General features: G+C 58.6%; 27 protein-coding genes and 2 tRNA genes. 16 read left to right on the top strand and 13 right to left on the bottom strand.

Features of this window, described 5'->3' with window-relative positions; all coding sequences use genetic code 11:
• Nucleotides 1-33: 33 nt before the first annotated feature.
• The 5 genes from RBB49_RS13245 (at nucleotide 34) to RBB49_RS13225 (ending at nucleotide 5,479) form a co-directional block, all read left to right on the top strand.
• Complete coding sequence (locus RBB49_RS13245) at nucleotides 34-1,011, top strand: ABC transporter permease (RefSeq protein WP_306143284.1); 978 nt, start codon at nucleotides 34-36, stop codon at nucleotides 1,009-1,011.
• Nucleotides 1,008-1,925 (top strand): ABC transporter permease, encoded by a 918-nt coding sequence (locus RBB49_RS13240; protein WP_306143283.1) that lies wholly within the window; start codon nucleotides 1,008-1,010, stop codon nucleotides 1,923-1,925. The genes RBB49_RS13245 and RBB49_RS13240 overlap by 4 nt, the downstream gene beginning before the upstream one ends.
• On the top strand, nucleotides 1,922-2,896 hold the full coding sequence (locus RBB49_RS13235; RefSeq protein ID WP_306143282.1) for an ABC transporter ATP-binding protein: 975 nt from the start codon (nucleotides 1,922-1,924) through the stop codon (nucleotides 2,894-2,896). Before RBB49_RS13240 ends, RBB49_RS13235 begins: the two co-directional genes overlap by 4 nt.
• Complete coding sequence (locus RBB49_RS13230) at nucleotides 2,893-3,891, top strand: ABC transporter ATP-binding protein (RefSeq protein ID WP_306143280.1); 999 nt, start codon at nucleotides 2,893-2,895, stop codon at nucleotides 3,889-3,891. Before RBB49_RS13235 ends, RBB49_RS13230 begins: the two co-directional genes overlap by 4 nt.
• A gap of 163 nt (nucleotides 3,892-4,054) precedes the next feature.
• Nucleotides 4,055-5,479, top strand: a complete 1,425-nt coding sequence (locus tag RBB49_RS13225) for a M20 family metallopeptidase (RefSeq protein ID WP_306143279.1) — start codon at nucleotides 4,055-4,057, stop codon at nucleotides 5,477-5,479.
• Nucleotides 5,480-5,642: 163 nt separating this feature from the next.
• On the opposite strand, the gene RBB49_RS13220 is transcribed toward RBB49_RS13225, so the two are convergent.
• The 6 genes from RBB49_RS13220 to dctP all read right to left on the bottom strand — a co-directional run bounded on the left by RBB49_RS13220 (nucleotide 5,643) and on the right by dctP (nucleotide 10,799).
• Nucleotides 5,643-6,176 carry a YbhB/YbcL family Raf kinase inhibitor-like protein gene (locus RBB49_RS13220; RefSeq protein ID WP_306143278.1) on the bottom strand — a complete coding sequence of 178 codons (534 nt, stop codon included), beginning with the start codon at nucleotides 6,174-6,176 and terminating at the stop codon, nucleotides 5,643-5,645.
• A 96-nt stretch (nucleotides 6,177-6,272) separates the two neighbouring features.
• Nucleotides 6,273-7,073 carry an AraC family transcriptional regulator gene (locus tag RBB49_RS13215; protein WP_306143277.1) on the bottom strand — a complete coding sequence of 267 codons (801 nt, stop codon included), beginning with the start codon at nucleotides 7,071-7,073 and terminating at the stop codon, nucleotides 6,273-6,275.
• Nucleotides 7,074-7,083: 10 nt separating this feature from the next.
• Nucleotides 7,084-7,869: an Asp/Glu racemase gene (locus RBB49_RS13210; RefSeq protein ID WP_306143275.1), complete on the bottom strand. Its 786-nt coding sequence runs from the start codon at nucleotides 7,867-7,869 to the stop codon at nucleotides 7,084-7,086.
• 29 nt (nucleotides 7,870-7,898) lie between these two features.
• The gene (locus tag RBB49_RS13205; RefSeq protein WP_306143274.1) at nucleotides 7,899-9,215 is read right to left on the bottom strand and encodes a TRAP transporter large permease; all 1,317 of its coding nucleotides are present in this window, start codon (nucleotides 9,213-9,215) and stop codon (nucleotides 7,899-7,901) included.
• Nucleotides 9,215-9,748: a TRAP transporter small permease gene (locus RBB49_RS13200; protein WP_306143273.1), complete on the bottom strand. Its 534-nt coding sequence runs from the start codon at nucleotides 9,746-9,748 to the stop codon at nucleotides 9,215-9,217. The genes RBB49_RS13205 and RBB49_RS13200 overlap by 1 nt, the downstream gene beginning before the upstream one ends.
• A gap of 67 nt (nucleotides 9,749-9,815) precedes the next feature.
• Nucleotides 9,816-10,799 (bottom strand): TRAP transporter substrate-binding protein DctP, encoded by a 984-nt coding sequence (gene dctP / locus RBB49_RS13195; RefSeq protein WP_306143272.1) that lies wholly within the window; start codon nucleotides 10,797-10,799, stop codon nucleotides 9,816-9,818.
• A gap of 136 nt (nucleotides 10,800-10,935) precedes the next feature.
• Between dctP and RBB49_RS13190 the strand changes: the two genes are divergently transcribed.
• A complete protein-coding gene (locus tag RBB49_RS13190; protein ID WP_306143271.1) occupies nucleotides 10,936-11,583 on the top strand; it encodes a GntR family transcriptional regulator in 648 nt (215 codons plus the stop codon).
• 145 nt (nucleotides 11,584-11,728) lie between these two features.
• Here the strand turns inward: RBB49_RS13190 and RBB49_RS13185 are convergent, their stop codons facing one another.
• Nucleotides 11,729-12,379, bottom strand: a complete 651-nt coding sequence (locus tag RBB49_RS13185; protein ID WP_306143270.1) for a YafY family protein — start codon at nucleotides 12,377-12,379, stop codon at nucleotides 11,729-11,731.
• 73 nt (nucleotides 12,380-12,452) lie between these two features.
• Between RBB49_RS13185 and RBB49_RS13180 the strand changes: the two genes are divergently transcribed.
• Both RBB49_RS13180 and RBB49_RS13175 read left to right on the top strand, forming a co-directional pair.
• Entirely contained in the window at nucleotides 12,453-12,875 is a 423-nt protein-coding gene (locus tag RBB49_RS13180; RefSeq protein WP_306143269.1) for an SRPBCC domain-containing protein, read from the top strand.
• Nucleotides 12,868-13,284, top strand: a complete 417-nt coding sequence (locus tag RBB49_RS13175) for a DUF6855 family protein (RefSeq protein ID WP_306143268.1) — start codon at nucleotides 12,868-12,870, stop codon at nucleotides 13,282-13,284. The genes RBB49_RS13180 and RBB49_RS13175 overlap by 8 nt, the downstream gene beginning before the upstream one ends.
• A gap of 271 nt (nucleotides 13,285-13,555) precedes the next feature.
• On the opposite strand, the gene RBB49_RS13170 is transcribed toward RBB49_RS13175, so the two are convergent.
• Nucleotides 13,556-13,632, bottom strand: a tRNA-Pro gene (locus RBB49_RS13170).
• A 338-nt stretch (nucleotides 13,633-13,970) separates the two neighbouring features.
• Here RBB49_RS13170 and RBB49_RS13165 point away from each other — a divergent pair.
• Nucleotides 13,971-14,045, top strand: a tRNA-Gln gene (locus RBB49_RS13165).
• Nucleotides 14,046-14,103: 58 nt separating this feature from the next.
• Here the strand turns inward: RBB49_RS13165 and RBB49_RS13160 are convergent.
• Both RBB49_RS13160 and RBB49_RS13155 read right to left on the bottom strand, forming a co-directional pair.
• Complete coding sequence (locus RBB49_RS13160) at nucleotides 14,104-14,610, bottom strand: PilZ domain-containing protein (RefSeq protein WP_306143267.1); 507 nt, start codon at nucleotides 14,608-14,610, stop codon at nucleotides 14,104-14,106.
• Between the two features lie 100 nt (nucleotides 14,611-14,710).
• On the bottom strand, nucleotides 14,711-15,205 hold the full coding sequence (locus tag RBB49_RS13155) for a PilZ domain-containing protein (RefSeq protein WP_306143266.1): 495 nt from the start codon (nucleotides 15,203-15,205) through the stop codon (nucleotides 14,711-14,713).
• Nucleotides 15,206-15,798: 593 nt separating this feature from the next.
• Here RBB49_RS13155 and cysQ point away from each other — a divergent pair.
• The 4 genes from cysQ (at nucleotide 15,799) to RBB49_RS13135 (ending at nucleotide 20,753) form a co-directional block, all read left to right on the top strand.
• On the top strand, nucleotides 15,799-16,638 hold the full coding sequence (gene cysQ / locus RBB49_RS13150; RefSeq protein WP_306143265.1) for a 3'(2'),5'-bisphosphate nucleotidase CysQ: 840 nt from the start codon (nucleotides 15,799-15,801) through the stop codon (nucleotides 16,636-16,638).
• Between the two features lie 73 nt (nucleotides 16,639-16,711).
• Nucleotides 16,712-17,641: a sulfate adenylyltransferase subunit CysD gene (cysD, locus tag RBB49_RS13145; protein WP_306143263.1), complete on the top strand. Its 930-nt coding sequence runs from the start codon at nucleotides 16,712-16,714 to the stop codon at nucleotides 17,639-17,641.
• Nucleotide 17,642: 1 nt separating this feature from the next.
• The gene (cysN, locus tag RBB49_RS13140; protein ID WP_306143262.1) at nucleotides 17,643-19,550 is read left to right on the top strand and encodes a sulfate adenylyltransferase subunit CysN; all 1,908 of its coding nucleotides are present in this window, start codon (nucleotides 17,643-17,645) and stop codon (nucleotides 19,548-19,550) included.
• Between the two features lie 189 nt (nucleotides 19,551-19,739).
• The gene (locus RBB49_RS13135) at nucleotides 19,740-20,753 is read left to right on the top strand and encodes a GDP-mannose 4,6-dehydratase (RefSeq protein ID WP_306143261.1); all 1,014 of its coding nucleotides are present in this window, start codon (nucleotides 19,740-19,742) and stop codon (nucleotides 20,751-20,753) included.
• Nucleotides 20,754-21,037: 284 nt separating this feature from the next.
• Here RBB49_RS13135 and RBB49_RS13130 read toward each other — a convergent pair whose 3' ends face one another.
• Nucleotides 21,038-21,514, bottom strand: a complete 477-nt coding sequence (locus RBB49_RS13130; RefSeq protein WP_306143260.1) for a YbaK/EbsC family protein — start codon at nucleotides 21,512-21,514, stop codon at nucleotides 21,038-21,040.
• 241 nt (nucleotides 21,515-21,755) lie between these two features.
• On the opposite strand from RBB49_RS13130, the gene RBB49_RS13125 reads away from it, so the two are divergent.
• On the top strand, nucleotides 21,756-21,944 hold the full coding sequence (locus tag RBB49_RS13125; protein WP_306143259.1) for a hypothetical protein: 189 nt from the start codon (nucleotides 21,756-21,758) through the stop codon (nucleotides 21,942-21,944).
• A 104-nt stretch (nucleotides 21,945-22,048) separates the two neighbouring features.
• Here the strand turns inward: RBB49_RS13125 and RBB49_RS13120 are convergent, their stop codons facing one another.
• The gene (locus RBB49_RS13120) at nucleotides 22,049-23,209 is read right to left on the bottom strand and encodes an FAD-binding oxidoreductase (RefSeq protein WP_306143258.1); all 1,161 of its coding nucleotides are present in this window, start codon (nucleotides 23,207-23,209) and stop codon (nucleotides 22,049-22,051) included.
• An 80-nt stretch (nucleotides 23,210-23,289) separates the two neighbouring features.
• Here RBB49_RS13120 and mnmD point away from each other — a divergent pair, with 80 nt between their 5' ends.
• Complete coding sequence (mnmD, locus tag RBB49_RS13115) at nucleotides 23,290-24,066, top strand: tRNA (5-methylaminomethyl-2-thiouridine)(34)-methyltransferase MnmD (RefSeq protein WP_336623422.1); 777 nt, start codon at nucleotides 23,290-23,292, stop codon at nucleotides 24,064-24,066.
• A gap of 6 nt (nucleotides 24,067-24,072) precedes the next feature.
• On the opposite strand, the gene RBB49_RS13110 is transcribed toward mnmD, so the two are convergent.
• Nucleotides 24,073-24,948 (bottom strand): LysR family transcriptional regulator, encoded by an 876-nt coding sequence (locus RBB49_RS13110; protein ID WP_306143257.1) that lies wholly within the window; start codon nucleotides 24,946-24,948, stop codon nucleotides 24,073-24,075.
• Between the two features lie 149 nt (nucleotides 24,949-25,097).
• Between RBB49_RS13110 and bla the strand changes: the two genes are divergently transcribed.
• On the top strand, nucleotides 25,098-25,979 hold the full coding sequence (bla, locus tag RBB49_RS13105) for a class A beta-lactamase (protein ID WP_306143256.1): 882 nt from the start codon (nucleotides 25,098-25,100) through the stop codon (nucleotides 25,977-25,979).
• The last annotated feature ends 19 nt before the right edge of the window (nucleotides 25,980-25,998 follow it).

Genomic DNA, 25,998 nt, shown 5'->3' with positions numbered 1-25,998 from the left:
CGGCCCGGTTCTTCTTCAAGTCGAGAAAACCCCATGACTGTTTTCGTCATCCGGCGGCTGATGCAGGCATTCTTTGTCGTCTTTCTGATGTCGGTGATTGTCTTCTTCGGCGTAAACATCGTCGGCGATCCGGTCTACATGCTGGTCAGCCCCGATGCCGATCAGGCCGATATCGAAGCCGCCATCCGCCGCCTCGGGCTCGACCGGCCCATATGGGAACAGTATCTGCTGTTTCTGAAGGGCGCAGCTCAGGGCAATCTGGGCGACAGCTTCGTTTTCGGTGAACCCGCGTTGAAGCTGATCCTGCATCACATGCCAGCAACGCTCGAACTCGCATTCAGTGCGTTGTTCCTGTCGGTCGTTCTCGGTATTCCCCTGGGTCTGTTTTCCGGCCTTTATCCTGACAACCCGGTGTCGAAAGGCATCATGGCAGGGTCCATTCTGGGCTTTTCGCTGCCGACCTTCTGGGTTGGTCTGATGCTGATCCTGCTGTTTGCAGTCGAACTTGGCTGGCTGCCGTCCACGGGGCGCGGGGATACGGCGACCATATTCGGTATTGAGACCAGTCTGGCGACCTGGGACGGCATCCGGCACATCTTCCTGCCGGCGCTGAACCTGTCGCTACTGAAGATATCGCTTGCAATCCGCCTGACGCGTGCGGGCGTGCGTGAAGCCATGGGGCAGGACTACGTCAAATATGCACGTGCCAAGGGTATTTCGACCAGACGCATCATTTTTGTCCACGTCATGAAGAACATCATGATCCCGGTGATCACCGTGATGGGTCTGGAGTTCGGCAGCCTTATCGGGTTCTCGGTGGTTACGGAAACGATCTTTGCCTGGCCGGGTATGGGCAAGCTTCTGATCGACGCGATCCTGCAGCTCGACCGCCCCGTCGTGGTGGCCTACCTGATGATCATGGTGCTGTTCTTTGTCCTGATCAATCTGATCGTCGACATTCTCTATTCCATTCTGGACCCGCGGGTCCGCATTCAGGACCAGGGCGCATGACCGACACAGCACTCCCGTCTTCGGCGCCTGCCGCTGCCAAGGTCGAAACGCCTTTCCAGCGTTTTCGCGCCGAGTTTTTCGAAAGCCGCATCGCCGCGACCGCCTTCGTGGTGCTGGTCATCATTGTCCTTCTGGCAATCCTTGCCCCGTGGATCACGCCGCAGAACCCCTATGATCTGGCGCAGGTCGATGTCCTGGATGGCCGATTGCCGCCTGGGTCGGAAGCTTTTGCGGGTTACACCATGTGGCTCGGTTCCGACGGCGCGGGGCGCGATCTCTATTCAGCCATTCTCTACGGTCTCAGGATCTCAATTTCGGTCGGGCTCGCGTCGGGCGTCATTGCGCTTATCATCGGCATGACGGTCGGTCTGATCGCTGCCTATGCGGGCGGCCGCACCGAGGCGATTATCATGCGCGTCGTCGACCTGCAACTGTCCTTCCCGGCATCGCTCGTGGCCCTCATGCTGGTCGCTGCACTGGGCAAGGGGGTCGACAAGATCATCCTGGCACTCGTGGTTGCGCAATGGGCCTATTATGCGCGCACCGTCCGCGCGACCGCGCTCGTGGAACGCGGCAAGGAATATGTCGAGGCGGCGCAATGTCTTGGCTTGTCACGTTCCCGGGTGGTTTTCCGGCACATTCTGCCCAATTGCCTGGCGCCGCTGATAGTCGTCGGCACCGTGCAGACGGCGCACGCGGTGTCCCTCGAAGCGACCTTGTCGTTCCTCGGGGTCGGCTTGCCGCAAACCGAACCGTCTCTCGGCGTTCTGATTGCCAACGGCTTTGAATACATGCTCTCCGGCAGATACTGGATCTCGGTTTTTCCCGGGATTGCGCTGCTCCTGACCGTCGCCTCGATCAATCTGGTCGGCGACCAGCTGCGCGACGTGCTCAATCCGAGGCTGAAAAAATGAGCCCCGTTCTGGAAGTCAGCGGACTGAAAACGCATTTCTTCACGCATGCCGGTGTCGTCAAGGCTGTGGACGGGGTCGACTTCGCCGTGAACAAGGGCGAGGTCATGGGCCTTGTCGGGGAATCGGGCTCGGGCAAGTCCATTACCGGCTTTTCCATCCTGGGACTGATCGATCCGCCCGGGCGTATTGTTGAAGGCGAAATCCGGTTCAACGGCGAAAACATCGCCAATGCGTCCGAGGAAACGCTCAAGTCGATCCGCGGAAACCGGATCTCCATGATCTTCCAGGACCCGATGATGACGCTGAACCCGGTTTTGCGCATCGATTCCCAGATGATGGAAGCGATCCTTGCCCATGAAGCAGTGCCCAAAAGGCAAGCCTGGGAAAGGTGCCGGGACGCGCTTGGTCTTGTCGGTATCCCGTCTCCGGAGGAACGCCTGCAGGCTTATCCGCACCAGTTGTCCGGGGGCATGCGGCAGCGCGTTTCCATCGCCATCGCGTTCTTGAACAAGCCGGACCTGATCATCGCTGACGAACCGACAACGGCGCTTGATGTGACCATTCAGGCGCAGATCATCCATGAGGCCCAGAAGCTGACCAGTCAAACCGGCACCGCCATGATCTGGATTACCCACGATCTCGCGGTTGTCGCCGGTCTCGCCGACCGGATTTCTGTGATGTATGCCGGCCGTATCGTCGAGCAGGGCCTGACCGATGATGTGATCGATCACCCGCTGCATCCCTATACCGTCGGATTGCTCGGGTCCGTTCCGACCGCCAACAAGCGGGGAGAGCGCCTGTTCCAGATCGAGGGCATGACACCGAACATGCTGTCCTTGCCAGAAGGATGCGCTTTCTCACCACGCTGCGGGTTCGCCAGCGAGGCCTGTCAGGTCCCGCCCGCCGTCGAGCACGTGGCGAACCGGGAGCTTCGTTGTTATCACCCCCAGTCACAGGTGGCAGCTGAATGACAGCGCCTTTGGTAGAAATCCGCGACGTCTCCAAACGTTTTGCAAAGCGGCTCGATGTTGCCGGCAAGATTGCCCAGAAACTCGGTGCAGGTGCGCGCGAGGAAGTGGTCCACGCGGTTGACGAAGTCAATCTGGAAGTCAACGAGGGTGAGGTTCTTGGCCTCGTGGGGGAATCCGGTTGCGGCAAGTCCACGCTCGGGCGCGTCGTGGCTGGGATTCACGCGCCGACGTCCGGGCAACTGCTTTTCCAGGGGAATGATGTGGCGTCCATGTCGGGCACCGACCGCCGGGCCGCAACCCTTGCCATTCAGATGATCTTCCAGGATCCGTTTGCGAGCCTGAACCCGAGGATGCGCGTGGAGGACATTATCGGTGAAGCCCCACGGGTGCATGGCATCGTCTCCAGGTCTGAAGCCTCGGATTATGTCGACGACATCATGCGCAAGGTCGGGCTGGATCCATCGCTGAAGCGCCGCTATGCGCACCAGTTTTCCGGCGGGCAGCGGCAGCGTATCGGGATTGCCAGGGCGCTTGCCGTGAAGCCGAAGTTTCTCGTGTGCGACGAGGCGATTGCCGCACTGGACGTCTCGATCCAGGCGCAAGTCATCAACCTCTTCATGGATCTTCGCGAGGAATTTGGTCTCACCTATCTCTTCATCAGCCACGATCTGAGCGTGGTGGAGCACATCGCCGACCGGGTGGCGATCATGTATCTCGGCCGCATCGTGGAAAGTGCCTCGACCGAGGAGATCTTCAGCGCGCCCAGGCACCCTTACACAAAGGCGCTCCTTGCCGAAGCGCCGCGCCTCGATCAGCGCAAGCGGGACTTTGCTCCCATCGAGGGGGAGATCCCGTCACCGCTGAACCCGCCGGACGGATGCTTCTTCAACCCGCGCTGCCCGCATGCGCAAGACCTTTGTCGTGCCGATCAGCCGAAACTTGAAACCATCGGTCCGGGTCATACGGTCGCTTGCCACTACTGGCAAGACACATGAGCACGCCGGGCAGCGCGTCTGCTTTTGCGACCGGGCATCAGTCCTGTTTTGCGTTTGAACAACGCTAGAAAAACGAATGAACGGCGTTCGAACCGCCTGGCATTGAGGCGTTCGAACCGCCTGAGACCGGTACAGCCGGCATCGGCATGTTTTGGAGGAAAGAATGAAAAACACGGATCGGGTCTGGGATTTGGTTGATGCGCGCCGCGATGACTATGTCGGGTTGTCCGACCGTGTCTTCGATCAGCCGGAGATAGCCTATACCGAGTTCAAGTCGGTCGCCGAACACAGGAAAATGCTGGAACAGGAAGGCTTCCGGATTACCGAGGGCATTGCCGGTATACCAACCGCCATTGTCGGGGAGGCGGGCGACGAGGGACCCGTCATCGCCATTCTGGGCGAGTTCGATGCGCTGCCCGAGCTTGGACAGGTGGCCGGTGTTGCGGAACATCAGCCGGTGGAAACCGGTGGACCGGGACACGGATGCGGCCACAACCTGCTCGGTTCGGCGGCGCTGATGGCCGCATCGGCCGTCAAGGACTACCTCGACGAGCGCGGCATCAAGGGACGTGTGCGTTACTATGGCTGTCCGGCGGAAGAGGGCGGCGCCGCCAAGACCTTCATGGTTCGCGAAGGTCTGTTTGACGATGTCGACGCTGCGATCTCCTGGCATCCGGCAACCTTCACTGCCGTGAACGAAGCCCGGTCCCTGGCCAATACGCGCATCGATTTCACGTTTCACGGCCGGGCTGCACACGCCGCGGGAGCGCCCGAACTTGGCCGCAGCGCTCTCGATGCGATCGAACTGATGAACGTGGGCGTCAACTATATGCGCGAACACATGCCGGACGAGGCGCGGGTACACTACGCCTATCTGGATGCAGGCGGTATCGCCCCGAACGTCGTGCAGTCCAAGGCGACTGTGCGTCAGCTTGTCAGGGCGCGCGATCTGTCGGAACTGCGCGGTCTGATCGAGCGCGTGCGCAAGATCGCCGAGGGCGCTGCCCTCATGACGGAAACCCGGGTCGAGGCCAGCGTCGTCAGCGGAGTATCCAACCTGATCGGCAACCGGCCGCTGGAAGAGACCATGCAGCGGAACATGGACCGGCTCGGCGCGCCCGACTTTGACGAACAGGACCGCGAATTCGCCGAGAAGATCCGCGCCACCCTCAGCAAGGACAACATCACCGTCTCGTTCCGCCGAATCGGCGCGGAGGTCAATCCGGATCTGCCTTTGTGTGATTTCGTGGCACCGCTCGACAGGCACAGCGAGGGCGGCGAAGGGTCCACCGATGTCGGCGATGTCAGCTGGGCGGTGCCGACCGTTCAGGCACGTGTTGCAACCTGTGCCGTGGGAACGCCGTTTCACACCTGGCAGCTGACGGCCCAGGGCAAGGCGCCTGCCGCGCACAAGGGCATGACCCACGCCGCGAAAATCATGGCCGGCACGGCCATCGATCTTTTCGAGGATCAGGACGTCCTTCAAAGTGCCATTGATGCCCACAACGCAAAGCTTGGACGAGACCCATATGCCTGCCCGATCCCGGACGACGTATCTCCGCCGCTCAAGGCCATGAGCAATCAGTAGGTGAGGGTGAAACAGCAGGGTCCGGCTTTGCTGTGCCATCTCTGGCAGCGGCCCTGTTTGCGACCTCATAGGTCTGTCACGATCAGGTCCGGTCGCCGTTTGCTTTCGTGCTTTTCGGGCGACCGGGACCGCAAGGACAGGGATTGTCCGGGGACTTGGCGCGTTACCGCGTGTAAACTGCGGTGATAGACGCGCTGGCAAGGCTGTTTGCATTGACCATGTAACCAGCCAGGGCATTGCTGACGCTGTCGTCTATTTCCAATACTGTTCCGAGTGCGTGAACCGTGAACTGATAGCGGTGCACTTCACCGGGAGGGGGGCAGGCGCCACCAAAGCCGATTGATCCGTAATCGTTCTTGAGCTCCACGGCGCCATGCGGAACGGTCTCGTTTGAGGGCAGTTCGGTGACGTCTGAAGGAATATTAAAGGCAAACCAGTGCCACCAGCCGGAACCGGTCGGCGCATCTGGATCGTAGACAGTTACGGCAAAACTCCGGGTGCCGTCAGGAGCGCCTGACCAGGCCAAGTCCGGTGCTTGATTGCCGCCTTCGCAGCCAAAGCCCTGGAAGACGTGCGTTGACTCCATTTGTTGCCCTTCCGCGATCGATGTGCTTGTCAGCCGGAAAGTTTCAGCAGCAACAGGCGATGCGAGCACGCCGAGGACAAGCGCTGAAGAGGTGAGCGTTTTCAGAAGCATCTGGCATTCCTTTCGTGTGTAACCTTGATGCTCTGAACATATCGGTGCGCAGGTGAGTCTGCTTCCGGATGTCGCTCAAAGACTGTCGGCTACCGCTCACTCCGTCGTTGAAACACGGATCTGTTTGGGACTGATGGCGAAGCGTCTGCGGAAGGCGTCGGAGAAGTGTGACGGCGTTTTGAAACCGCATTCAAGCGCGATGGTCGAGATCGGGCGATCCGTGGTCTGAAGCAGGCTCAGGCCGTGCTCCAGCCTCGTGTTCATCAGAATTTTGGAGAACCCCTGACCGGACGAGCCGAGCCATCGCCGCAATGTGGCCTCGCTCATTGCCAGATGCCGGGCTGCTTCGGCAGCCCGCCAGGGATGGCTGAGGTCCTGTTCGATCAAGCGGCGGACCTTGCCCATTGGCGTCTCCTCCTGCCCCGGAGCGAGCCGGACACCGTTTTCCCGCAGCCATATGAGCGGTTCCAGCAGCCTGTGTTCTCGGATACCGCTCGGCAAGGAGGGGTGACCGAGCGTTTCACGAAGGATCGGCAAGAGATCCAGCGGGCGAAACGGATCAGCCTTCAGGACCTGGACGCGATCATCGCCTCTTGCCGCCGACTGGCGGTCGAATACACGCGCAATCGCTGTGTCCGGAAACGCGACACCCAAAGCGCGGTAGGTGCGGTCCAGCACCGGCCGGTTTTCCATGGTGACGACGGAGCCAGCAGGAAAAACCAGCAGATCACCCTCGTTCCCAACCACATCCTGTGTGGGGGTGACGACACGTTTCGACCCGCTTTCGACAAAGAACAGGAACGTCTGACGGAGATAGAGGTCGGTGAAGGTCGCGGTCGTTGCCTGCGTGATCTGGTAGATCGCGACCCTGTCCGGTTCTGAAGGTGTTGCTGCCATTGGGAAACTATCAGGCAACCTTTGGCAATCTTGCAAGCTGGCCACCCGACAAAAGAGCACCTCCACCCGGCGCAACTTCGGTCAGGCCGAGACTTTGAAGGATCTTGCGGGTCGTTGCGACAGCCGCAGAGACCGTCGGCAAGCCTGAGGCTCGCTCAATCATTTCAATCGCCGGAAGCGACGGCATTTGAACGCAGGCGGACGCGACGATGGCGTCAACGCCTTTCACGTCCAGTTTGCGCCACAACTCAGCCGGAGCCGACGGGTCCTGGGAAGCGACATCCAGATTGTCCGGTATCTCGAGGGCGAGAAAATCCTGAACCTCGACGCCTTCGTGCTCGATGTAATCGACAACCAGCTTCGTCAACGGCTTCATGTAGGGGCATATGATTGAGACCTTCTTGACACCCATTTCCTTCAGGCTGTCCACCAGGGCCCCGGCGGAGTTCAGAACCGGGGTCGGACAGCCGTTTTCTGCGGTTGCCTGATGGAGTTTTTCTGACGATGTGCGGTGGTAGCCAAGACCCATGGACATGATCGCAACAAGGCAAGCATAGGCCTGGACCTCGACGGCCGCGTCGGAGAGTTCGGTCGCGCAGCGGAGGCTGTCGGCATCCATCGCCTCCAGCTCTTCCTTTACCACGGCCTTCATGCGCATACGTGAGGAGTGGAATGTGAACCGGTCGGGCAGGATCGACTCTCTCGCTTTCAAGAGCGCGGGGATTTCCGTTTCCATTGTGACGTTGGAACTCGGGACGATAAGGCCGATACGGCGAAAACGGGAAGCTTGGGACATAAGTTATCTCCTGTTTCGGGAGCCGGCGCTCAGAGCGCGAGCCCCATTACGAAGTTGGGTAACCAGGTGGCCAGACCGGGAAACAGACACAAAATCAGGATGGCGATCAGCATGCATCCGACGAAAGGCAGGGAGCCCAGCAGGATCTTGCGAAGCGAGATGTCCGGCGCGATGCCGTTGATCACGTAAAGATTGAGGCCCACCGGTGGAGAGATCAGGCCGATCTCCATGTTGATGGTCAGGACAACCGCGAACCAGATCGGGTCGAACCCGGCACCGGTGATGACCGGTAGCAGGATTGGTGCCGTCATCAGGATCACGGCGACGGGCGGAAGAAAAAAGCCTGCAACGATCAGGAACACGTTGATTGCGCCGAGCAGGACCCAGCGGTTGACGTCCAGTTCGCTGATCCACGCGGCGATCGCCTGGGTGATGAACAGGCTCGACAGCATGTAGGAAAACACACCGGCCGCCGCGATGATGAACAGGATCATCACGCTTTCCTTGGTGCTGTCGCGCAGGACCGACCAGAGTGCCGAGGGCCGAACAAGCTTGTAGACGATCATTGCAACGACAAGGCAGAGCAGAGCGCCGACGGCCGCGGTTTCCGATGGCGTTGCGACACCGCCATACATGGCATAGAGCACGCCGACGATGATCGCGATGAAGGGCAGAACCCTCGGCATGATTTCAAACCGCTGGCGCCAGCTATAGGTCACGCGGCCGAGGCTCGCACGCTCCCCGGAAGCCCATGTGGCGTAGATCGACCAGGCCATGAAGAGCCCGACCAGCAGCAACCCGGGTACGACGCCCGCCAGGAACAGGCGGCCGATCGAGGTCTCGGTGGAGATGCCATAAACGATCATGGTTATGGATGGCGGGATCAGGATCCCGAGGGTTCCGCCGGCAGCAATGGAACCCGTGGCGATTTCCTCCGAATAGCCGCGTTTGCGCATTTCCGGAATGCCCATCTTGCCGATGGCCGCACAGGTAGCGGGGCTCGATCCGGACATCGCCGAGAACAGGGCGCAGGCTCCAAGATTGGAGACCACCAGACCGCCGGGCACCCGGGTCAGCCATCGCTCGAGCGCTTCGTAGAGATCGGCACCCGCCCGGGTCGAGGCGATCGATGCCCCCATGATGATGAACATGGGAATGGAAAGAAGTGCGAAACTGTCGAGCTTTCCAAATAAGATCTCGGGCATGAGCTCCAGCGAGCGCAGGCCGTCGAATGTGAGAAGAAACACGGCAGACACCAGCAGCAGGCCGACGGCGACGGATATTCCCGAAAAAAGAACGAAGATCGTTGCTAGCCCGATGATCATGCCAAGAACAAGCGGATCCATCACGCGTCCTCCCTGGTATGTGAGGTGGACAGAACGTCCAAAAGATCTGCAATCAGCTGCAGCAGCATGAGTCCCAGTCCGACAGGCAGCGCCAGATACGGGATCCAGAGAGGGACGGCGGTAACGGTGTCGGATGTCCAGCCGCGCGACTGCGCCAGATGCCAGAACTCGTAGCCGTAGAAAAGGCAGACACCGATCACGATGATCGCAGCCGAATGGGTGACAATCTCGAGCGTCCGGCCGGCATTCGGGCTCAACCACAGCTTCAGCAGGTCCACATTGACGTGTCCCTTGTGTTTCTGCACGAAGGCCAGTCCGACAAGTGTGGCACCAACCATCAGGTAAACAACGACCTCGGTTTGCCAGACGGTTGAAGCGTTAAGCACAAACCTGACAAAGATCATCTGGCACGTCAGGAGCACGGCGCCGAGGATCATTGCGGCCGCGACCCAGCCTGAGACTTCCGAGACCCAGCCGACTGCTTGCTGGAAGACGCGCGGCTTGTCCGGGTGGGCGGGCATGGTGGTTTCCATTGGTTTTGTCTCCGATAGTTTCGAATGTGATGCGGGCGCGGTGCAGGACGCGCGCCCGCACTGGTCATCACTCCACGGAGAGCGCCATATCGAGGAGGTCCTGTCCGTTTGGAACGCTGTCGACGAAGGACTTGTAGGAGGTTTCCTTTGCAAGGGCCTGCCAGGCGGCGAAGTCTTCGGGCGACATCTCGGCAATTTCGACGCCGGCTTCCTTGAAGACATTGACGGAAAGCGCGTCCTGCTTCTTCGCTTCTTCCAGATAAAAAGCTTCAGCCTTGGCAGCCGCCGCCAGCAGTGCCGACTGTTGTGTCTCCGACAGGCGTTCGAAGGTGGTCTTGTTCATCAGCAGTGGCTGGTACAGGAACCAGAGCGCAACGTCGCCGGCAGGCGTGTAGCACGCGACCTGTTCGAAGATGCGGTAGGAGACGAAGGACGATGACGAGGTGTTCGCCGCGTCGAGCACGCCGGTTTGCATCGCGCTATAGATCTCCGACGAGGCCATGGACGCAATGGAGGCCCCGGCACCAACGAGCATTTCTTCAAAGGACTTGCCGGCTGCCCGCGTCTGCAGACCTTCCACGTCCGCCGGCTTGGTGATGCACTTGTTCTTGCCGACAAAGCCGCCTGCCAGGTAGCCGTGGACAAGCACCATGACGTCATCCTCGGCCATCTTGGCTTCCAGCGCGTCCATGAACGGCGATTTGGAGAGCCGCGACGCATGGTCATGGTTCTTCACAAGTCCAGGCATCAAGGTGAGGTTGAAGGCCGGTTGCTGTCCACCGGCATAGCTGAGCGGAAACACGGTCATGTCGAGCTGGCCGCGACTCAACGGGCGGTATTGTTCGCGCGGCTTGAACAGCGACTTTGACGGAAAAATCTTGATGTTCAGGTCGACGTCAGCGGCTGCGACCTCGTTGGCGACAATCTCGGCGACTGCGTGTCTGACATCTTTTGTGGACCATTGATGCGACAACCGCAGCTCGGTGGCCTGGGCTGCTTGCGCCGATAGCAGAGCGGCTGCGGCCGCGAATGTCAGCAGAGTGTTTTTCATGTCGGTTTCCTCCAGTGGGTACATATGCAATCTATATGTATACATATAAGAGTTATAAAAATTTACATTTGTCAACATGTGTATCGACAAAGCCCGTGTTGCGGAGTAAAAGAAGTGTCAAATCAGGGGATTGAAGATGGCTCGTGTTGCTGACCAACTGATCGAGACTTTGCGAAACGACATTCGGTCCGGTGCCTTGCGTCCCGGCGACCAGCTGGAAGAAGCGGCCCTGGCGGAGCGGTTCGGCGTGTCGCGCACCCCTGTTCGGGAGGCCGTTCGTTCACTTGTCGACAGCGGTCTCCTGGAGACACGGCCGCGCAAGGGGGCATTGGTTCGCACGCTAACCGCCAAGGAAATCATTGACCTGTTTGAAGTCGCAGCGGAGTTGGAGGGCATGGCCTGCAGACTGGCTGCCGATCGCCTGACGTCGCAAAAGGCGGACACGATGCAGGACAGACTGGCCGAATGCGAAGAAGCGGCCAAAGCGAACGATCCGAACGCCTACGCGAGAGCAAACCTGGCATTCCACGACGCCATCCATCAGGCCGCGGGCAACAATCGTCTCATCGAACAGATTGAACAGCTTTCCGGGCACATCAACCCATATCGTGCCCTGCCGTACAGCATGCGCGGCCGCCTGGAAAAATCGACCGAGGAGCACACCCGGATTCTGGAGGCGATTATCGCCAATGACGGACTTCACGCTGACCAGCTGATGCGGGACCACATGATGCTGCAGGGCCAGCGTCTGCCGCTGATACTGGAGGCAATCGAGGTCAGGTAGAAGGCCGCATTTGCCGGGCGCCATTGTTGTGTTCGCAAAGCAGCCGAGAGCTTGCTCGTGGACAAACTTGGGGATCGCAATAGCGCCACGAGAACGACGGAAACGCGTTCAAATGTCCCAATGCCGCCGTTTGCCCGCCTGTGCGCTATTTTTCTTCGATTACGGGGTATCCGCCTCTTTTGGCCGCGGGAATACGCATCGACGAAACGTTCAATCTTCCCCAATTCTCAATCGGCAGGGTGGTTTCGGAGAAGCTGTCATGCACGCGCCACGTCATAGCGTCCTTTTCCAAGCGGATTGGATAGATCAATTGTTCGGTCTTTGTTGCGAAACGAACGCGCACGATCGTTTCTGCTTGAACCGCCCGCGCCATTGCGCGGATCCGTTTGTCATGGACAGGTTCACGTTCATTCAGAATGAACCTTGCTGCCGTTGTTTTCGTCTCCAGTCTCGTCTTGTCTGGAAGACTTTCAATCAGCTTTGCCTGCGCGCGTTTGGCGGCGTTCTCCAGACCCAGAGCAGACACCATCGGGTTATCTGCCGAAAGGATGAGCGCTAGAGCAGCAGCCTCGTCTCGCGCAAGGCCGGTCAACCGTGTCCGGTAGTTGAACCCCAGCTCAATCCCGCCACCGTTTCCCTGATGAACAATGATCGGCAGCCCGGCCTCCGTCATGGCGTCGACATCGCGAAGGATTGTACGGGTTGAAACCTCCAGTTCTTGAGAGAGCTGGACAGAGGTCTGGCGGCCGCGATTTTGTAGAAGAAGGAGAATTTGAAGCAGGCGCGCTGCACGCATAAGGCTCAACCAAACATGACAGAAGATGTCATGTTACTTGATTTATCCCTACCTGTACAAGGAAGGGACGGAAATGAAGATCTGCAGCACATCCATCGAAATCTCGGCCACGGCCGACAAGGTTTGGTCCGCTTTGACCCGGGATTTGCAACACGATCCTGTCCCATTTGGCATTTTGAAGATTGAGGGCACGCTTTCGTTGAACAGCCGGATCAAGCTTTGGTCGGAGGTCGATCCCAAACGGGCCTTCATACTGCGCGTTAAGGCGTTTCAAGCACCTGGAAAGATGATCTGGCAAGGTGGAATGCCATTGGGGTTGTTTACAGGTACGCGGACATTCTCGCTTTCTGCGATCGGCGACAAGACTGCGTTTGATATGGAAGAGGTCTATAGCGGTGTCCTGTCAAACTTGATCGTGAAGACTATCCCCGACCTGACACCAAGTTTTGAAAAGTTTGCAAATGCATTGAAAGAAAGGGCGGAAGGAAATGAATGATGTTGTCTATGGCTCTGGCATTGAAGAAGATCCCTGGCTTTTGAAGACCCCGCCGCTGACCTCTGAGTTTCAAGTTTGGAAGGACGTTGCAAATGACCCACCTGCATTGGTTGTTCAAGTGGGCAAGACACGATTGTCCTACCAACTGCGCGCCATAGAGGATGCCCACGCAATGCTGAAGGCCCATGGCGACTGGATGCCGCTTGGCAATGCAGACGAGGGCAAACCGACGAAGCCGGGTACACTGGAGGACTGGGCGCGATCGGAAGGAAACCCGGTCGGCGGGTATTACGGCCTGCGCAAGGGGTACAGGGGACGCTTCGCCAACTATGTCGGCCCGACGTTGGAGTTATTGGGGCTGGCAGAGCTCGAACACAACGCAAGAAACAATCGGATTCGGGCACTTTGAGTGTTGTGGCCATCGGTCTTTCGGTTTTCGATGGCTGCCTCGTCGGCGTCTCTTGTGGCCGCAGCAAACGGGCCGCATTGGAGATGAAACCGTAATTCCGCGAACAACCGGAATGAAGGCGACGCGGTGACAGGGCAGATAGAGCCCGGGCAACAGGTCATCGCCTGTAGGCACCTAAGCACCTCCAAACGTTTGCCCGACGGCATCGGTCATCCGCTGCAAATCCGGCCACCCGGAAAGTGAGTTAAAATCGGCTGATCAAGAGAAAAAATGGTCGGAGTGAGAGGATTCGAACCTCCGACCCCCTCGTCCCGAACGAGGTGCGCTACCAGGCTGCGCTACACTCCGACACTTTTTCGGGTTCAGGATAAACCCGTCGGGAACAGCGAGACAAGGTCCCGCTGCGTGGAGGGTCGTTTAGCAAAGCTCGGCTGATCCCGCAAGCGATTTGCATAGGTTCGGATGCTTTTTTTGTCGCTGTAGCGTCGGGCCTTGGACCGGTGCGGGCGAAACAAAGAATACGGGTATCCGGTGACAGCGGTCCAGGCTCCGGATCAGGCGTTCTTTCGTCGGGAAGGGACCTGAATTCAAGAGCTTGGGGAAAACCCGGTCCCGGACGGGAAAGATAGGCGGCCGGGAGGCTTGCGCTTCCGAAATCTCCTCGCTATACAGCGTTCCCACGGCCTTGGGGTGTAGCCAAGCGGTAAGGCAGCGGTTTTTGGTACCGCCATGCGCTGGTTCGAATCCAGCCACCCCAGCCAGTTTTCCAAAACTGCAGTCAGCATCGAAAGCCGGCAAGAACCACGACGACTTGTTGTGTCAGCGGCGGCGGCCGAAACCCTTGGCAGCGTCTGCCGATTGACGCGCGCTTCGTGACGGTTGTTCAGGCTCATTCCGGCGCTTGTCGTCCTGGACCCGTTTGCGCGAAAAGAAATTGTCCGGTGAATCCCGGAGTTCGTCGATTTCTTCCGTCAGTGCGTCGTCCGATGATTTCAGCGTCTGGGAACGCAACTGGCCGACCGGGCGCTTCCCGGAAATGAATTCAACGCCGCAGCGCAGCCCGTCTTCCCACCGTCTTTGGCAGGTCACCTCGAAGTCCTCCAGATCGATCTGAAGCACGAATTCCTGGGGCAGAAGATACGCCTGTTCGAATTCCAGCTTTGCGCCGGTTTCCGACAGATTGCGCACGATACACGGAACCGATCGCAGGCCCCTGTTGAAAATCAGCTTTCCCTTCTTGAGGGCACGTGCCCTGCGGGCACGCTCGTTCTGCTCGGTGTCAATGTCGTCGGAGGGCGATTGGGCTGCGTTTTCGGTGTCGGGCATGTTTCTTCGCTTCTCGTGTTCGGAAGGGTGTGCAAAACACCCTGAAACATGCCCGTTTTACCAGAAAGTCCTTGTCATTCCGTGAATCGGAGCGCGAATGTCAACGCCGCCGGCCGAAGGAAGGTTTGCCGCCGTTCGGGACGTTGTCCGAGGCATTTGCCGATCCGGCCTGGTCTTCGCTTTCGGCTTCCTCTTCGGATGCGTCCGGATCCGTGTGGAAGGCATCGAATCCGCTTTGCAGGACAGCGTCGGACGGGCTCAGGGTCTGATAGCGTTTCTGCGGCACGTGGCGTCTATCGCTTGTGAACATCACGCCGCATTTCAATCCGGTCTCCCACCTTCGCTCGCAGGAAACCTCGTAATCTTCCAGGTCGATATAGAGTTCGAAGTCCTTGGGCAGGATGTAGGGCTGGTCGAATTCGAGCATCGCGCCGCCGTCCGAGATGTTCCGGACGACGCAGGGAATGGACCTCAGGCCGTTCTGAAAGACCATCTTGCCTTTCTTGTAAACGCGCGCTCGGCGCGCACGCGGCGTGAAGTCTTCGGTCTCATTGTTGTCCGCGTCTTGCTGCGGTGCAGGATTGACATTCGACATGGTCATCTCGCATAGGCTCGCAAAGGGTCAGCCCCTATTGAATTTTAAGCCTAGTTTAAAGCTGTTTCCAAGAAGTGAATTTGAACAGATAAACAAAACAAAACGACCAAAATCGGTATTTTTTAAGTTCAAATAATAAGTTGCTGCAATTCTTGGATGTAAAGAATGCGAAAAGAATGCGAAATTAACGTAAAAACATAAAAATGTATTTAAATTGATTGTAATTTTCAGTTGAATTGGCGTGTCCCGTTGCAATTTATTGAAGAGATTTGTTGCGCAATGGATGCGGCGAATTTACAGTGCCGGCGCAGAGTGTTTTGCAGTGCGACAATCTTGGGACCGATCATCAATCAACTTGAGGCGGGCCTGAACAACGGACATATCAGGCGGGTTTCAGGGCGAATTGGAAAGCGGATACCGTGCGCGCAATAAACACCCACAAGTCACGAATGGCAGGTTGAGGCATTCCTCCAACGGGTGAATCCGTGGAACGCCATTTCTTGAATTGATGCATGTGTTTCCTTTATCTACCGGACGGGAAGACCGGTGAAACCCGACCGAAACAGACTGGTTTTGGTCTATTCGAGGCGTTGATGACAGAAGAGCAGATATCCTTATTGTGTCAGTTGGCCGTGCGGGCCGGCGAGGAGATCCTGAAAATTTATGCAGAGCCGTTCGAGGTGGAGAACAAGGCGGACGGGTCGCCGGTAACCAAGGCGGATGCTGCCGCCGAACGGATCATCCTGGCGGGACTGAAAGAGGCTTTCCCGGATATACCTGTGGTCGCCGAGGAATCCGTCGAAGCCGGCAATCTGCCGGACGTCGGCGATATCTACTTTCTGGTAGACCCGCTTGATGGAACGAAAGAGTTCCTCAAGAAGAACGGTGAATTTACCGTCAACATCGCGCTGATCGAAAAGGGTGTTCCTGTATTTGGCGTCGTGTCCGCGCCTGCACTTGGCGAAATCTACTGGGGAAACCCCGGTTCGGCTGCGCAAGCCGGTGGACAACGCGCCTTCAAGGCAAGCATCGCGGACGGGAGTATTGCGCAGATTGAGTCCGTCAAGGTCAGAACGCCGCCGGCTGGCGGATTGAGCGTGCTCGCAAGCCGCTCTCATCTTTCGGAAGAAACATCGGCGCTTATCGATCGGCTGAATGTTGCAGAACGTCTATCGGTGGGGTCGTCGCTGAAACTGTGCTGGGTTGCTGCCGGGAGGGCGGACCTCTATCCGCGTCTTGCCCCGACCATGCAGTGGGATATCGCCGCCGGGGACGCTGTTGTGCGCGCCGCAGGCGGTGCCGTGGTCCTTGCCGCGGACGGGACCGACTTCGTGTATTCGGTGCCGGAAAATGCCACCAAGGACGATTTGCGCAATCCCCACTTCATCGCCGTGACTTCCAGGGAACTTTTGCCGGAACCGACCGCGGCCTGAAGACTTTCTGCCACAAAAAAGACAGGACATATCCAGATAAAGCCGGTTCGCCGGTCAGAACGGAAAAGCGAACATGAACATGCAATCTCACGGGATCACGCCGGAGCGCCTGAGCAATCTGAAGCGCCTTGAAGCGGAAAGCATCCACATTATCCGGGAAGTGGCAGCGGAGTTTTCGAACCCGGTGATGCTGTATTCCATCGGCAAGGACTCCGGCGTCATGCTGCACCTTGCGATGAAGGCCTTTTATCCCTCCAAGCCACCGTTTCCATTGCTTCATGTGGATACGACCTGGAAGTTTCAGGACATGATACGGTTTCGCGATGAGACCGCGAAGCGTCTCGGACTGGACCTGCTCGTCTACACCAATCCGGAAGGTGTTCAGAAGAACATCAATCCGTTTGATCACGGGTCGTCCGTTCACACGCACATCATGAAGACCGAAGCGCTGAAGCAGGCGCTCGACAAATACGGCTTTGACGCGGCCTTCGGCGGTGCGCGCCGGGACGAGGAAAAGTCCCGCGCCAAGGAGCGCGTCTTTTCCTTCCGCAATTCCAACCATGGCTGGGATCCGAAAAACCAGCGGCCCGAACTCTGGAACCTCTACAATGCCCGCGTCGCGAAAGGCGAGAGCATCCGGGCGTTCCCGCTGTCCAACTGGACCGAGCTGGATATCTGGCAGTACATCCTGACGGAGAATATTCCGATGGTCCCGCTCTATCTGGCGGCAAAGCGGCCGGTGGTCGAACGCGACGGCATGCTGATCATGGTCGACGATGAGCGCATGAAGCTTCAGCCCGGCGAAATCATCCAGGAAAAGAAGGTGCGGTTCCGCACGCTCGGCTGTTACCCGCTGACCGGCGCCATTGAATCGGAGGCCGACACACTTCCCGCGATCGTCCGCGAAATGCTGATCGCCCGCACATCAGAACGTCAGGGGCGGCTGATCGACAAGGACGAAAGTGCGTCCATGGAAAAGAAGAAGCGGGAAGGGTATTTCTAAGATGACTGCAGATGTCACGGAAGCTGCAGAGGCAGCCGTAACGGACTATATCCTTGCGCAGGAAACCAAGGATCAGCTCCGCTTTCTCACCTGTGGTTCGGTCGATGACGGCAAGTCGACGCTGATCGGCCGCCTGCTTTACGACACCAAGCTGATTTTCGAGGATCAGCTCGCGGCGCTGGAACGGGACTCCAAGAAACACGGAACCGTTGGCGAGGATATCGATCTTGCGCTTCTGGTCGACGGCCTCGAGGCCGAGCGAGAGCAGGGGATCACCATCGACGTTGCCTACAGGTTCTTTGCGACCGACAAGCGCAAGTTCATCGTGGCCGACACGCCAGGACACGAACAGTACACGCGCAACATGGCGACAGGCGCTTCCACGGCAGACCTTGCGGTGCTTCTTGTGGATGCCCGCAACGGATTGCTGGTGCAGACCCGCCGGCACGCCTTCATCGCCTCTCTGCTTGGCATTCGCCACGTGGTGCTTGCCGTCAACAAGATTGACCTTGTCGAGTATTCGCAGACGCGGTTCGACGAGATCCGCAAGGAATTCGAGGTGTTCGCCAACGGCTTCGACTTCGAGACCCTTGAGGCGATCCCGATGTCCGCGCGCTTTGGTGACAACATCACCGCCAAGGGCGAGCACATGGACTGGTACACCGGTCCGACCCTTCTGGAGCATCTGGAAAGTGTCGAAGTCGGCGAACATGCGCTCGAGGCGCCGTTCCGGTTTCCGGTGCAATGGGTCAACCGGCCCAATCTTGATTTCCGGGGTTACACGGGAACGATCGCCAGCGGCCGTGTTTCGGTCGGCGATGAACTCGTTGTCGCCGGTCCGGCGAAGACGTCGAAGGTTCAAAACATCATCGGTGCGGGCGGAGAGGTTGCAGAAGCCAGCGCGGGTGAGGCGGTCACGCTGACGCTTGAGGATGAAATCGATATCTCGCGCGGAGATCTTTTGTCGTCCGCGGCCCACCGCCCGGATGTCGCGGACCAGTTTGCTGCGCATGTCATCTGGATGAGCGACGAACCGCTGCTGCCCGGGCGCCCGTATCTTCTGAAGATCGGGACGCGCACGGTCACGGCCACCGTGTCGGAGATCAAGCACAAGATCAACGTGAACACGTTCGAGCATGTCGCGGGCAAAACGCTTGAGCTGAACGAGATCGCGTTTTGTAACTTCGCCTTGTCATCGGCGGTTCCCTTTGATCCTTATGAAGCCAACCGGTCGACAGGGTCGTTCATTCTGATCGACCGCATGTCCAACGCCACCGTCGGCGCGGGAATGGTCTGGTTCGCGCTCAGACGCGCCAGCAACATTCACTGGCAGGCGCTGGATGTCGACAAGACCGCACGCTCTGAAAAGCTGGGTCAGAAGCCGGCCGTTCTGTGGTTCACCGGCCTGTCCGGGTCGGGCAAATCCACCATCGCCTCGATCGTGGAGAAAAAACTGCATATCGACGGCAAGCACACCTACACGCTCGACGGCGACAATGTCCGCCACGGTCTCAACAAGGACCTGGGCTTCACCGACGCGGACCGGGTGGAGAATATCCGCCGCGTGGGCGAGGTCGCCAAGCTGTTCGCGGATGCGGGCCTGATCACGCTTGTCTCGTTCATCTCGCCGTTCATTTCCGAGCGCCGGATGGCACGCGACTTGTTGGGCGAGGGCGAATTTGTTGAAGTGTTTGTCGATACCCCGATCGAGGTCTGCCGTCAGCGTGATCCGAAAGGTCTTTACGAGAAGGCGGACCGGGGCGAGATCAAGAACTTCACTGGCATCGACAGCCCGTATGAAGCCCCGGAAAACCCGGAAATCCGTATTCGCAATGTCGACCGGGATCCGGAAGACGTCGCCGAGGAGATCATCGGATACCTCAGGAAAAACGGCTTCCTGGGTACCTGATCACCGGATCGCGGGACTGCAGGAAGAACTTTCAAGACGCGGCCTCACCTTGTGGGGCCGCGTTTTCTCTTTGCACCAGTACCAGTGCCGTTGGTGCCGGAGACGGAGTTTGCCGTTGCCCGGGGCGACGAAGCCCTATAAGACCCGGGCAACAATTTTTCCCTCTCGGCTAAAGGGCGGCGCGTGCAGATGAAAACCGTTTTGGTAACCGGTTCGGCCGGATTTATCGGATACTTCTTGTGCACGCGTCTGTTGAAGGATGGGTTCAGGGTCATCGGTCTGGACGCCATGACCGACTATTACGATGTCCGGTTGAAAGAGCGCAGGCAGCAGATGCTGCTTCAGCACGAGCATTTCCAGGCATTGAACGATCGGGTCGAGACGGCAGACCTTCTGATGTCGCTGTTCCGGACCGAAACGCCCGATTTCGTCATTCACCTGGCTGCGCAGGCCGGGGTTCGCTACTCGATTGAAAACCCGCGCTCCTACCTGGAAAGCAACATTTGCGGCACGTTCGAGCTGCTTGAGGCAGCAAGAGCGTATCCGCCCGAGCACATGCTGCTGGCATCGACCTCGTCCGCCTACGGCGCCAATGAGGCGATGCCCTACAGGGAAACGGACAAGGCCGATCATCAGGTGTCATTTTATGCCGCGACCAAGAAGGCCACGGAGTCGATGGCGCATTCCTATGCCCATCTTTACGATCTTCCGATCACCATGTTCCGCTTCTTCACCGTCTACGGGCCCTGGGCCCGGCCTGACATGGCGCATCACAAGTTTGCCAAGGCCATTCTCGAGGGACGGCCGATCGACGTCTATAACTATGGCGACATGAAGCGGGACTTCACCTATGTCGAAGACCTTGTCGAGGGCATCCGTCTGCTCATGGACGCGATTCCGGTTCGCCCGGCCGAAGGGGAAGCGGTTCCCGAGGGAGACAGCCTGTCACCGGTTGCCCCGTGGCGCATCGTCAACATCGGCAACTCGACCTGTGTCCAGCTGACCGAGTTTATCGACGCAATCGAAGAGGCAACCGGAAAGACCGCCGAGCGTAACCTGATGCCGATGCAGCCCGGCGATGTTGTTGCGACGTGGGCGGATGCCGATCTGCTGCAAAAGCTCACCGGATACACGCCGAAAACCTCCGTTCGCGAGGGCATTGCCAAATTTGTTGCCTGGTACAGGGAATATTATCAGGTCTAGGGTCCGTACCCTAGGGTACGGACTCATTAATGAAGCCGATTTGGCGGCAGAAATGGCAAAATCTCGCGAGGAAGCGTGAGTAGAGCGGGCTTTATGCCCGGTCAAGCGCGGTGACGCTGCGAGGTGAGGCCATTTTGTCGTCCTTCGGATTTGGCCGTTTCAGCCATCTGCAGCGTCGCGAAAGGCTTGAAAATGAACCACATTTCCTGCGCTTTCGCTCCTTGCAGTTGGTCAAAACGATCCAAACCAAATTGACTTCATTTATATTGTTCTTACCCTAAGCTTCAGCCTTCTTCCGGTGGCGGCTGGCACACATCGACCCACTGTGCATCCGTGATGTCCGCAAGACGCTCGGGACTGATCCTGACGGCAGCGTTGGTCGCCCCTGCAGCAGGGATGACGATGTCAAACGCCTTCAGGGAAACATCGCAGTAAACCGGGAGCGGTTGCGCAAGGCCAAACGGGCAGACGCCGCCAACGGGGTGCCCGGTCAGCTTCTCCACGTCTTCTAGCCCGAGCATCTTTATCTTTCCGCCAAAGGCTGCCTTCGCCTTCTTGTTGTCCATGCGGGCATCTCCGCGCGCGACGACAAGAAAGATCGTGTCCTTCAGCTGAAACGACAGCGTCTTTGCAATTTGACCGGGTGCCACGCCATGCGCTTCAGCCGCCAGCTCCACGGTTGCGCTGCTTTGGTCCGTTTCGATGATGGTCAGCTCCGGCGCTGCAATTTCAAGGTGTCGGCGTACGCTGGCAAGGCTCATTTGTTTCGGGCATCCCTTGTTAGTAACGAGATCGTAAAAATTGACACTATTAAGGCCTAAGAACAATCAACAAGACGAAAACTACTTGTGAATTAAATTAAAATTCACCTGTTCTAAATTAACAATGCGTTCATACTGAATTTAAACGAGAGTTAAACACTTGCTCCATAATGCTTATTGATAATGTGACGGAGAAATACGTGAAGGCGTCTTGAAGGCGCGAAGTTCGAGGAATGCGCATATGGCCAGAGCGATGACAGCTGCCGGAGAAGTTCACAACCCCAAATTGGGTGGGCGTGAAAAGGCTGCCGTTTTGCAAGATCGCGGCGGAGTTGCAACGCTTCCATTCCTGCTTGCCAAGAATCTCCTGTTCTGGGGGTCGATCTCACTGAGCCTCTATGGCATCTACACTGTTGCAACGCTTTTCTGATTACCCGAAAGATTATCTGACGTAGGTCGCCCGGCAAGCTGCATTTGCCTGTGTACGGAAATCTGCGCCTTTCCGGAGTGCTGCAAATTCTCTTTCCCTGGTATTCAGAAGCCGTCCGAGTCTAGACGGTTTTCACCGAAATGATGTTTCGGGTCAAAGGTTTGCGGAAGTTCCTGGCGGGGGCTTTCCTGCATGATTCCGGCGATGAGACTGTCCGCTACGAGATGGGCGATCCCAAAGGAAATCTTGTAGCCGCCGGTGGCTGCGTAGAGGGAGCGAGAGCCGGGAAGACGGCCCACCAGAGGATCTCGCTTGTGGCAGCGCGGCCTGATGCCCGCCCAATCCGACAGAACCTTCCGTCCTGCAAGCTGGGGACAAAACCGGGTCGCTCGTTCGGCAAGTTCGGCGCTGCGCGCAGGGGAGGTGGCCGCATCGGTGAATTCGCGGTCGGACGTGCTGCCGATGGCAATTGTTCCGTTTTCGTGCGGCACAACGTAGAGCCCGTCGCAATAAATGGCCGGCTTGTCCTCAAGACCCTGTCCGTCCATCAGCAGCGCCTGTCCCTTTTCCCCGCGGCCGATTCGCTCACCGGTGAAGCGTTCGATCAGGCCAAATGCGGAAAATCCGCCCGCCAGAACCAGGGTCCTGGACGTTAGCGTTTCACCATCGGCAAAACGGACTGTCGACGAAGCCTCGTCGAAATCCACGACTTCCGTGTTTTCCATCAGGGTCGCATGCCGGCGGACAAAGGCCGCAAGCGCGGCGAGATAGCCGCGCGGCGAGGTGCGTGCCGCGAGTGTTTCATAGACTATACCGAACGGGGCCGCCGACGCTTCCAGCCAGTCCGACCGGCGTCCCACCGGTTCGACCTCATAGGTGAAACCCGTCTCTTGCGGATGCCAGCGGAGCTTGCTCTCCTCGGCGCGTTCCAGGTGGTGGTCCAGCTTGTCCTGTGTTGTCAGTGGCAGGATGCGGCCGCAGCGCGCATACCCGCAGCTCAGACCGGTCTCTTCCTCAAGCTGCCGGATATGGCCTTCAAGCGAACGAAGGGCCTGAAACTGGAATTCCTTCTTCGGGTTCCAGCGCGCCGGCATATGCGGCATCAGCGCGCCAAGCACGCCGCCGCTCGAGCCGGCCCCGACGTATGCAGCCTCCAGAACGACCGTTCGCAGGCCGCGCTTGATTGCCCGGTGCGCAATCGAAAGACCAAAAATGCCGGCACCGGCAACCGCTATGTCGAAAGAGGCTTCGGACGGCGATGTCATGGTCAGGCAAGGTCCCAGGATTGAAAGCGATGGACGGCTCTCTTATGAGAACAGATCGGATTTGGCAAAGACTTTACCGCATGCCTGCGCCGAACAAGCGCGGAAAGATGCGGGAACCGGGCAAGGCGGACTTCATGGCGAAACGGGAACCCGAACTTGAATGGCTGGATGGCGATGTCCCGCATGCAACAGGTTTCGGCGACACCTATTTTTCAAAAGCGGGGGGGCTTGAAGAAACACGCCATGTGTTCATCGGCGGCAACCGGCTGCCGGAGCGTTTGCCGGGCAGGACGGGCTTCACCATTGCCGAGTTCGGCTTTGGCACCGGACTGAATTTCCTGACAACGCTGGACATGATGGCCACCGTTGAAAAGGCTCCGGACCTGACGTTCCTGTCCTTCGAACTTTACCCGCTTTCCGCTGATCAACTTGAACGGGCGCTGGCCGCGTTTCCGGCGCTTTCAGGCTACTTTGACGAGTTGCTTCGCGCCTGGGCCCCGGTACCCGGCTGGAACCGGATGCAGATCGCAGGTGCGGACTTACTGCTCGGCATCGGCGACGCACGGGAGATGATATCGGATCTCGTTGTGGAAACGGGGTCGAAAACAATCGGCCGCACTGCCATTCCCGCGGTTGACGCCTGGTATCTGGACGGGTTCAGCCCTGCAAAGAACCCGGAACTCTGGGCCCCGGATCTCTTGGCGAAAGCGGCAGAGCTGACAGCGCCCGCCGGGACTTTTGCCACCTATACCGCCGCTGGCTGGGTCCGCCGCAATCTTCAGGCCGCGGGGTTCACAGTCGAAAAGAAACCGGGGTTTGCCGGAAAGCGCGAGATGATCGTCGGGTGGAAGACCTGAAACCGCTCACGCTCCGGACCGCGTCGTTGTCTCCAGCCAATCGCGGAAAGCACGCATGGCACCGGTTTCCTGACGCGACTTCAGCCAGGTCAGCCAGTAACTGCCTGTAACAACGCCCGTGTCGAAGGGTTTGACGATCCGCCTGGTCTCAAGGTCACGCTGAAACAGGCAAACAGGCACGAGACCGACCCCGGCGCCCTGTGCTGCCGCCTCCACGATGGAGAGCGATGAATCGAAGATCCAGCCACGGCTTCTGGGCGGCTGCACGCCGGCCGCCTGGAACCAGAGCGTCCATTCGTTCAAGCGGTAGGAGCGAAGCAGGGTTTCATGCAGGAGATCGGCAGGTTCGTTCAGTTGCGTTGCCGTTCGGGGTGCGCAGACGGGCGAGAGGATTGCCTCGAACAACTCAACCGCTTCCGTTCCATGCCAGGCCCCGTCGCCGAAGCGCAGGAAGCAGTCCAGTCCGTCTTCCAGGAGGTCGGCACGGTTGTTGTTGGTTTTCAGCCGGATGTCGATCTCCGGATGCAGGGTCGAAAAGGCTTCAAGCCGGGGCAGGAGCCATCCGGTCGCTAGGCTGTTGACGACACCGACCGTCAGAACGTCTCGGAAATTCCCGTCTTCGAACCGGCTCAGCGCATCGCTCATGCGACGGAAGGCATCCGAAAGAACGGGCAGCAGCGCCTGGCCTTCATCGGTGAGCGTGACCCCCCGCGCCCCCCGTTTGAACAGCGACACGCGCAGCGTTTCTTCAAGCGACTTCACCTGATGGCTAACGGCGGTTTGCGACACGCGAAGCTCCAGCCCGGCACGCGTGAAACTCTGCAGTCTTGCCGACGCTTCAAACGCCCGCAGCGCGTTGAGCGGTATTCTTGAAAGATCCATGAACTATGACCAAGTTTTTCTCATGTCTGACGTCATCAATCATCATTTGTCTTATGAGAAAGGCAAGCGCAATGTCTGTCGCGCCAGAAGCGATCCGCCAAGGGGGGCCGGACGCAGCAGGCAGTTTTTCTGAACTTCTGGAGACGATGATGATTTTGAGCAGTCGCAGTTTTGCCCTCCTGGGTGCGTTGATTCCCCTCCTGTCTGTTGTTCCTGCAAGCGCAGCCGAATTTGACCCCGCGCCGGTTGCCAGGGCCGTCGAGGATATCGAGGCCCGCCTCTCTGCGAGGGTCGGTGTTGCGGTCATAGACACGCAAACGGGCAAGACCTGGTTGAATAAGGGCGACGAGCGTTTTCCGCTTAACAGCACTTTCAAGGCGTTCCTGTGCGCCGCTCTGCTGGATGCAGCGGCAAAGGGAACCGCGGATCCGGAGCGCGAGGTGGTGGTCAAGGAGAGCGATATTGTTTCCTATTCACCCGTCACGGAAAAGCGCGTCGGCGGTCAGAGTTTCTCGATCGCGGAGCTGTGCGAAGTCACGGTCACGATCAGCGACAATGCGGCCGCGAACCTTGTCATGGCGGAACTCGGCGGACCGGAAAGCGTGACGGAATACATGCGCCAGATCGGCGATGACAAGACCCGCATTGACCGCTGGGAACCGGACTCGAACACAGGCATTCCAGGTGATGTGAGGGACACAACCACGCCGAGGGCGGCCGCTGAAACGCTCCGCAAACTGGTTCTGGGTGATGCCCTGGATCCCGAAGCGAGGACAACGCTCACCGCCTGGCTGGAAGGCAACAAGGTGGGCAAGGCCACTCTGCGCGCCGGTATCCCGAAAAGCTGGCGCATTGCCGACAAGACCGGGGCAGGGGCCAACGGATCGCGCAACAACATTGCCGTCATCTGGCCCGAGGGCCGCGCGCCGCTGGTCATTGCGATCTACATCACCCAGACGACCGCTGCTTTCCAGACACGCAACAAGGCGATCGCCGATATCGGGGCCGCACTGGCCAAGAGCATCGACTGAAGATGGAGCCAAACCATGC

Origin of the sequence: Roseibium sp. MMSF_3412, from assembly GCF_030733265.1 — a bacterium.
In the GTDB taxonomy this organism is placed as follows: domain Bacteria; phylum Pseudomonadota; class Alphaproteobacteria; order Rhizobiales; family Stappiaceae; genus Roseibium.
The sequence above is the reverse complement of the archived record's forward strand: the minus strand, read 5'-3'. Positions and strand labels throughout refer to the sequence as shown.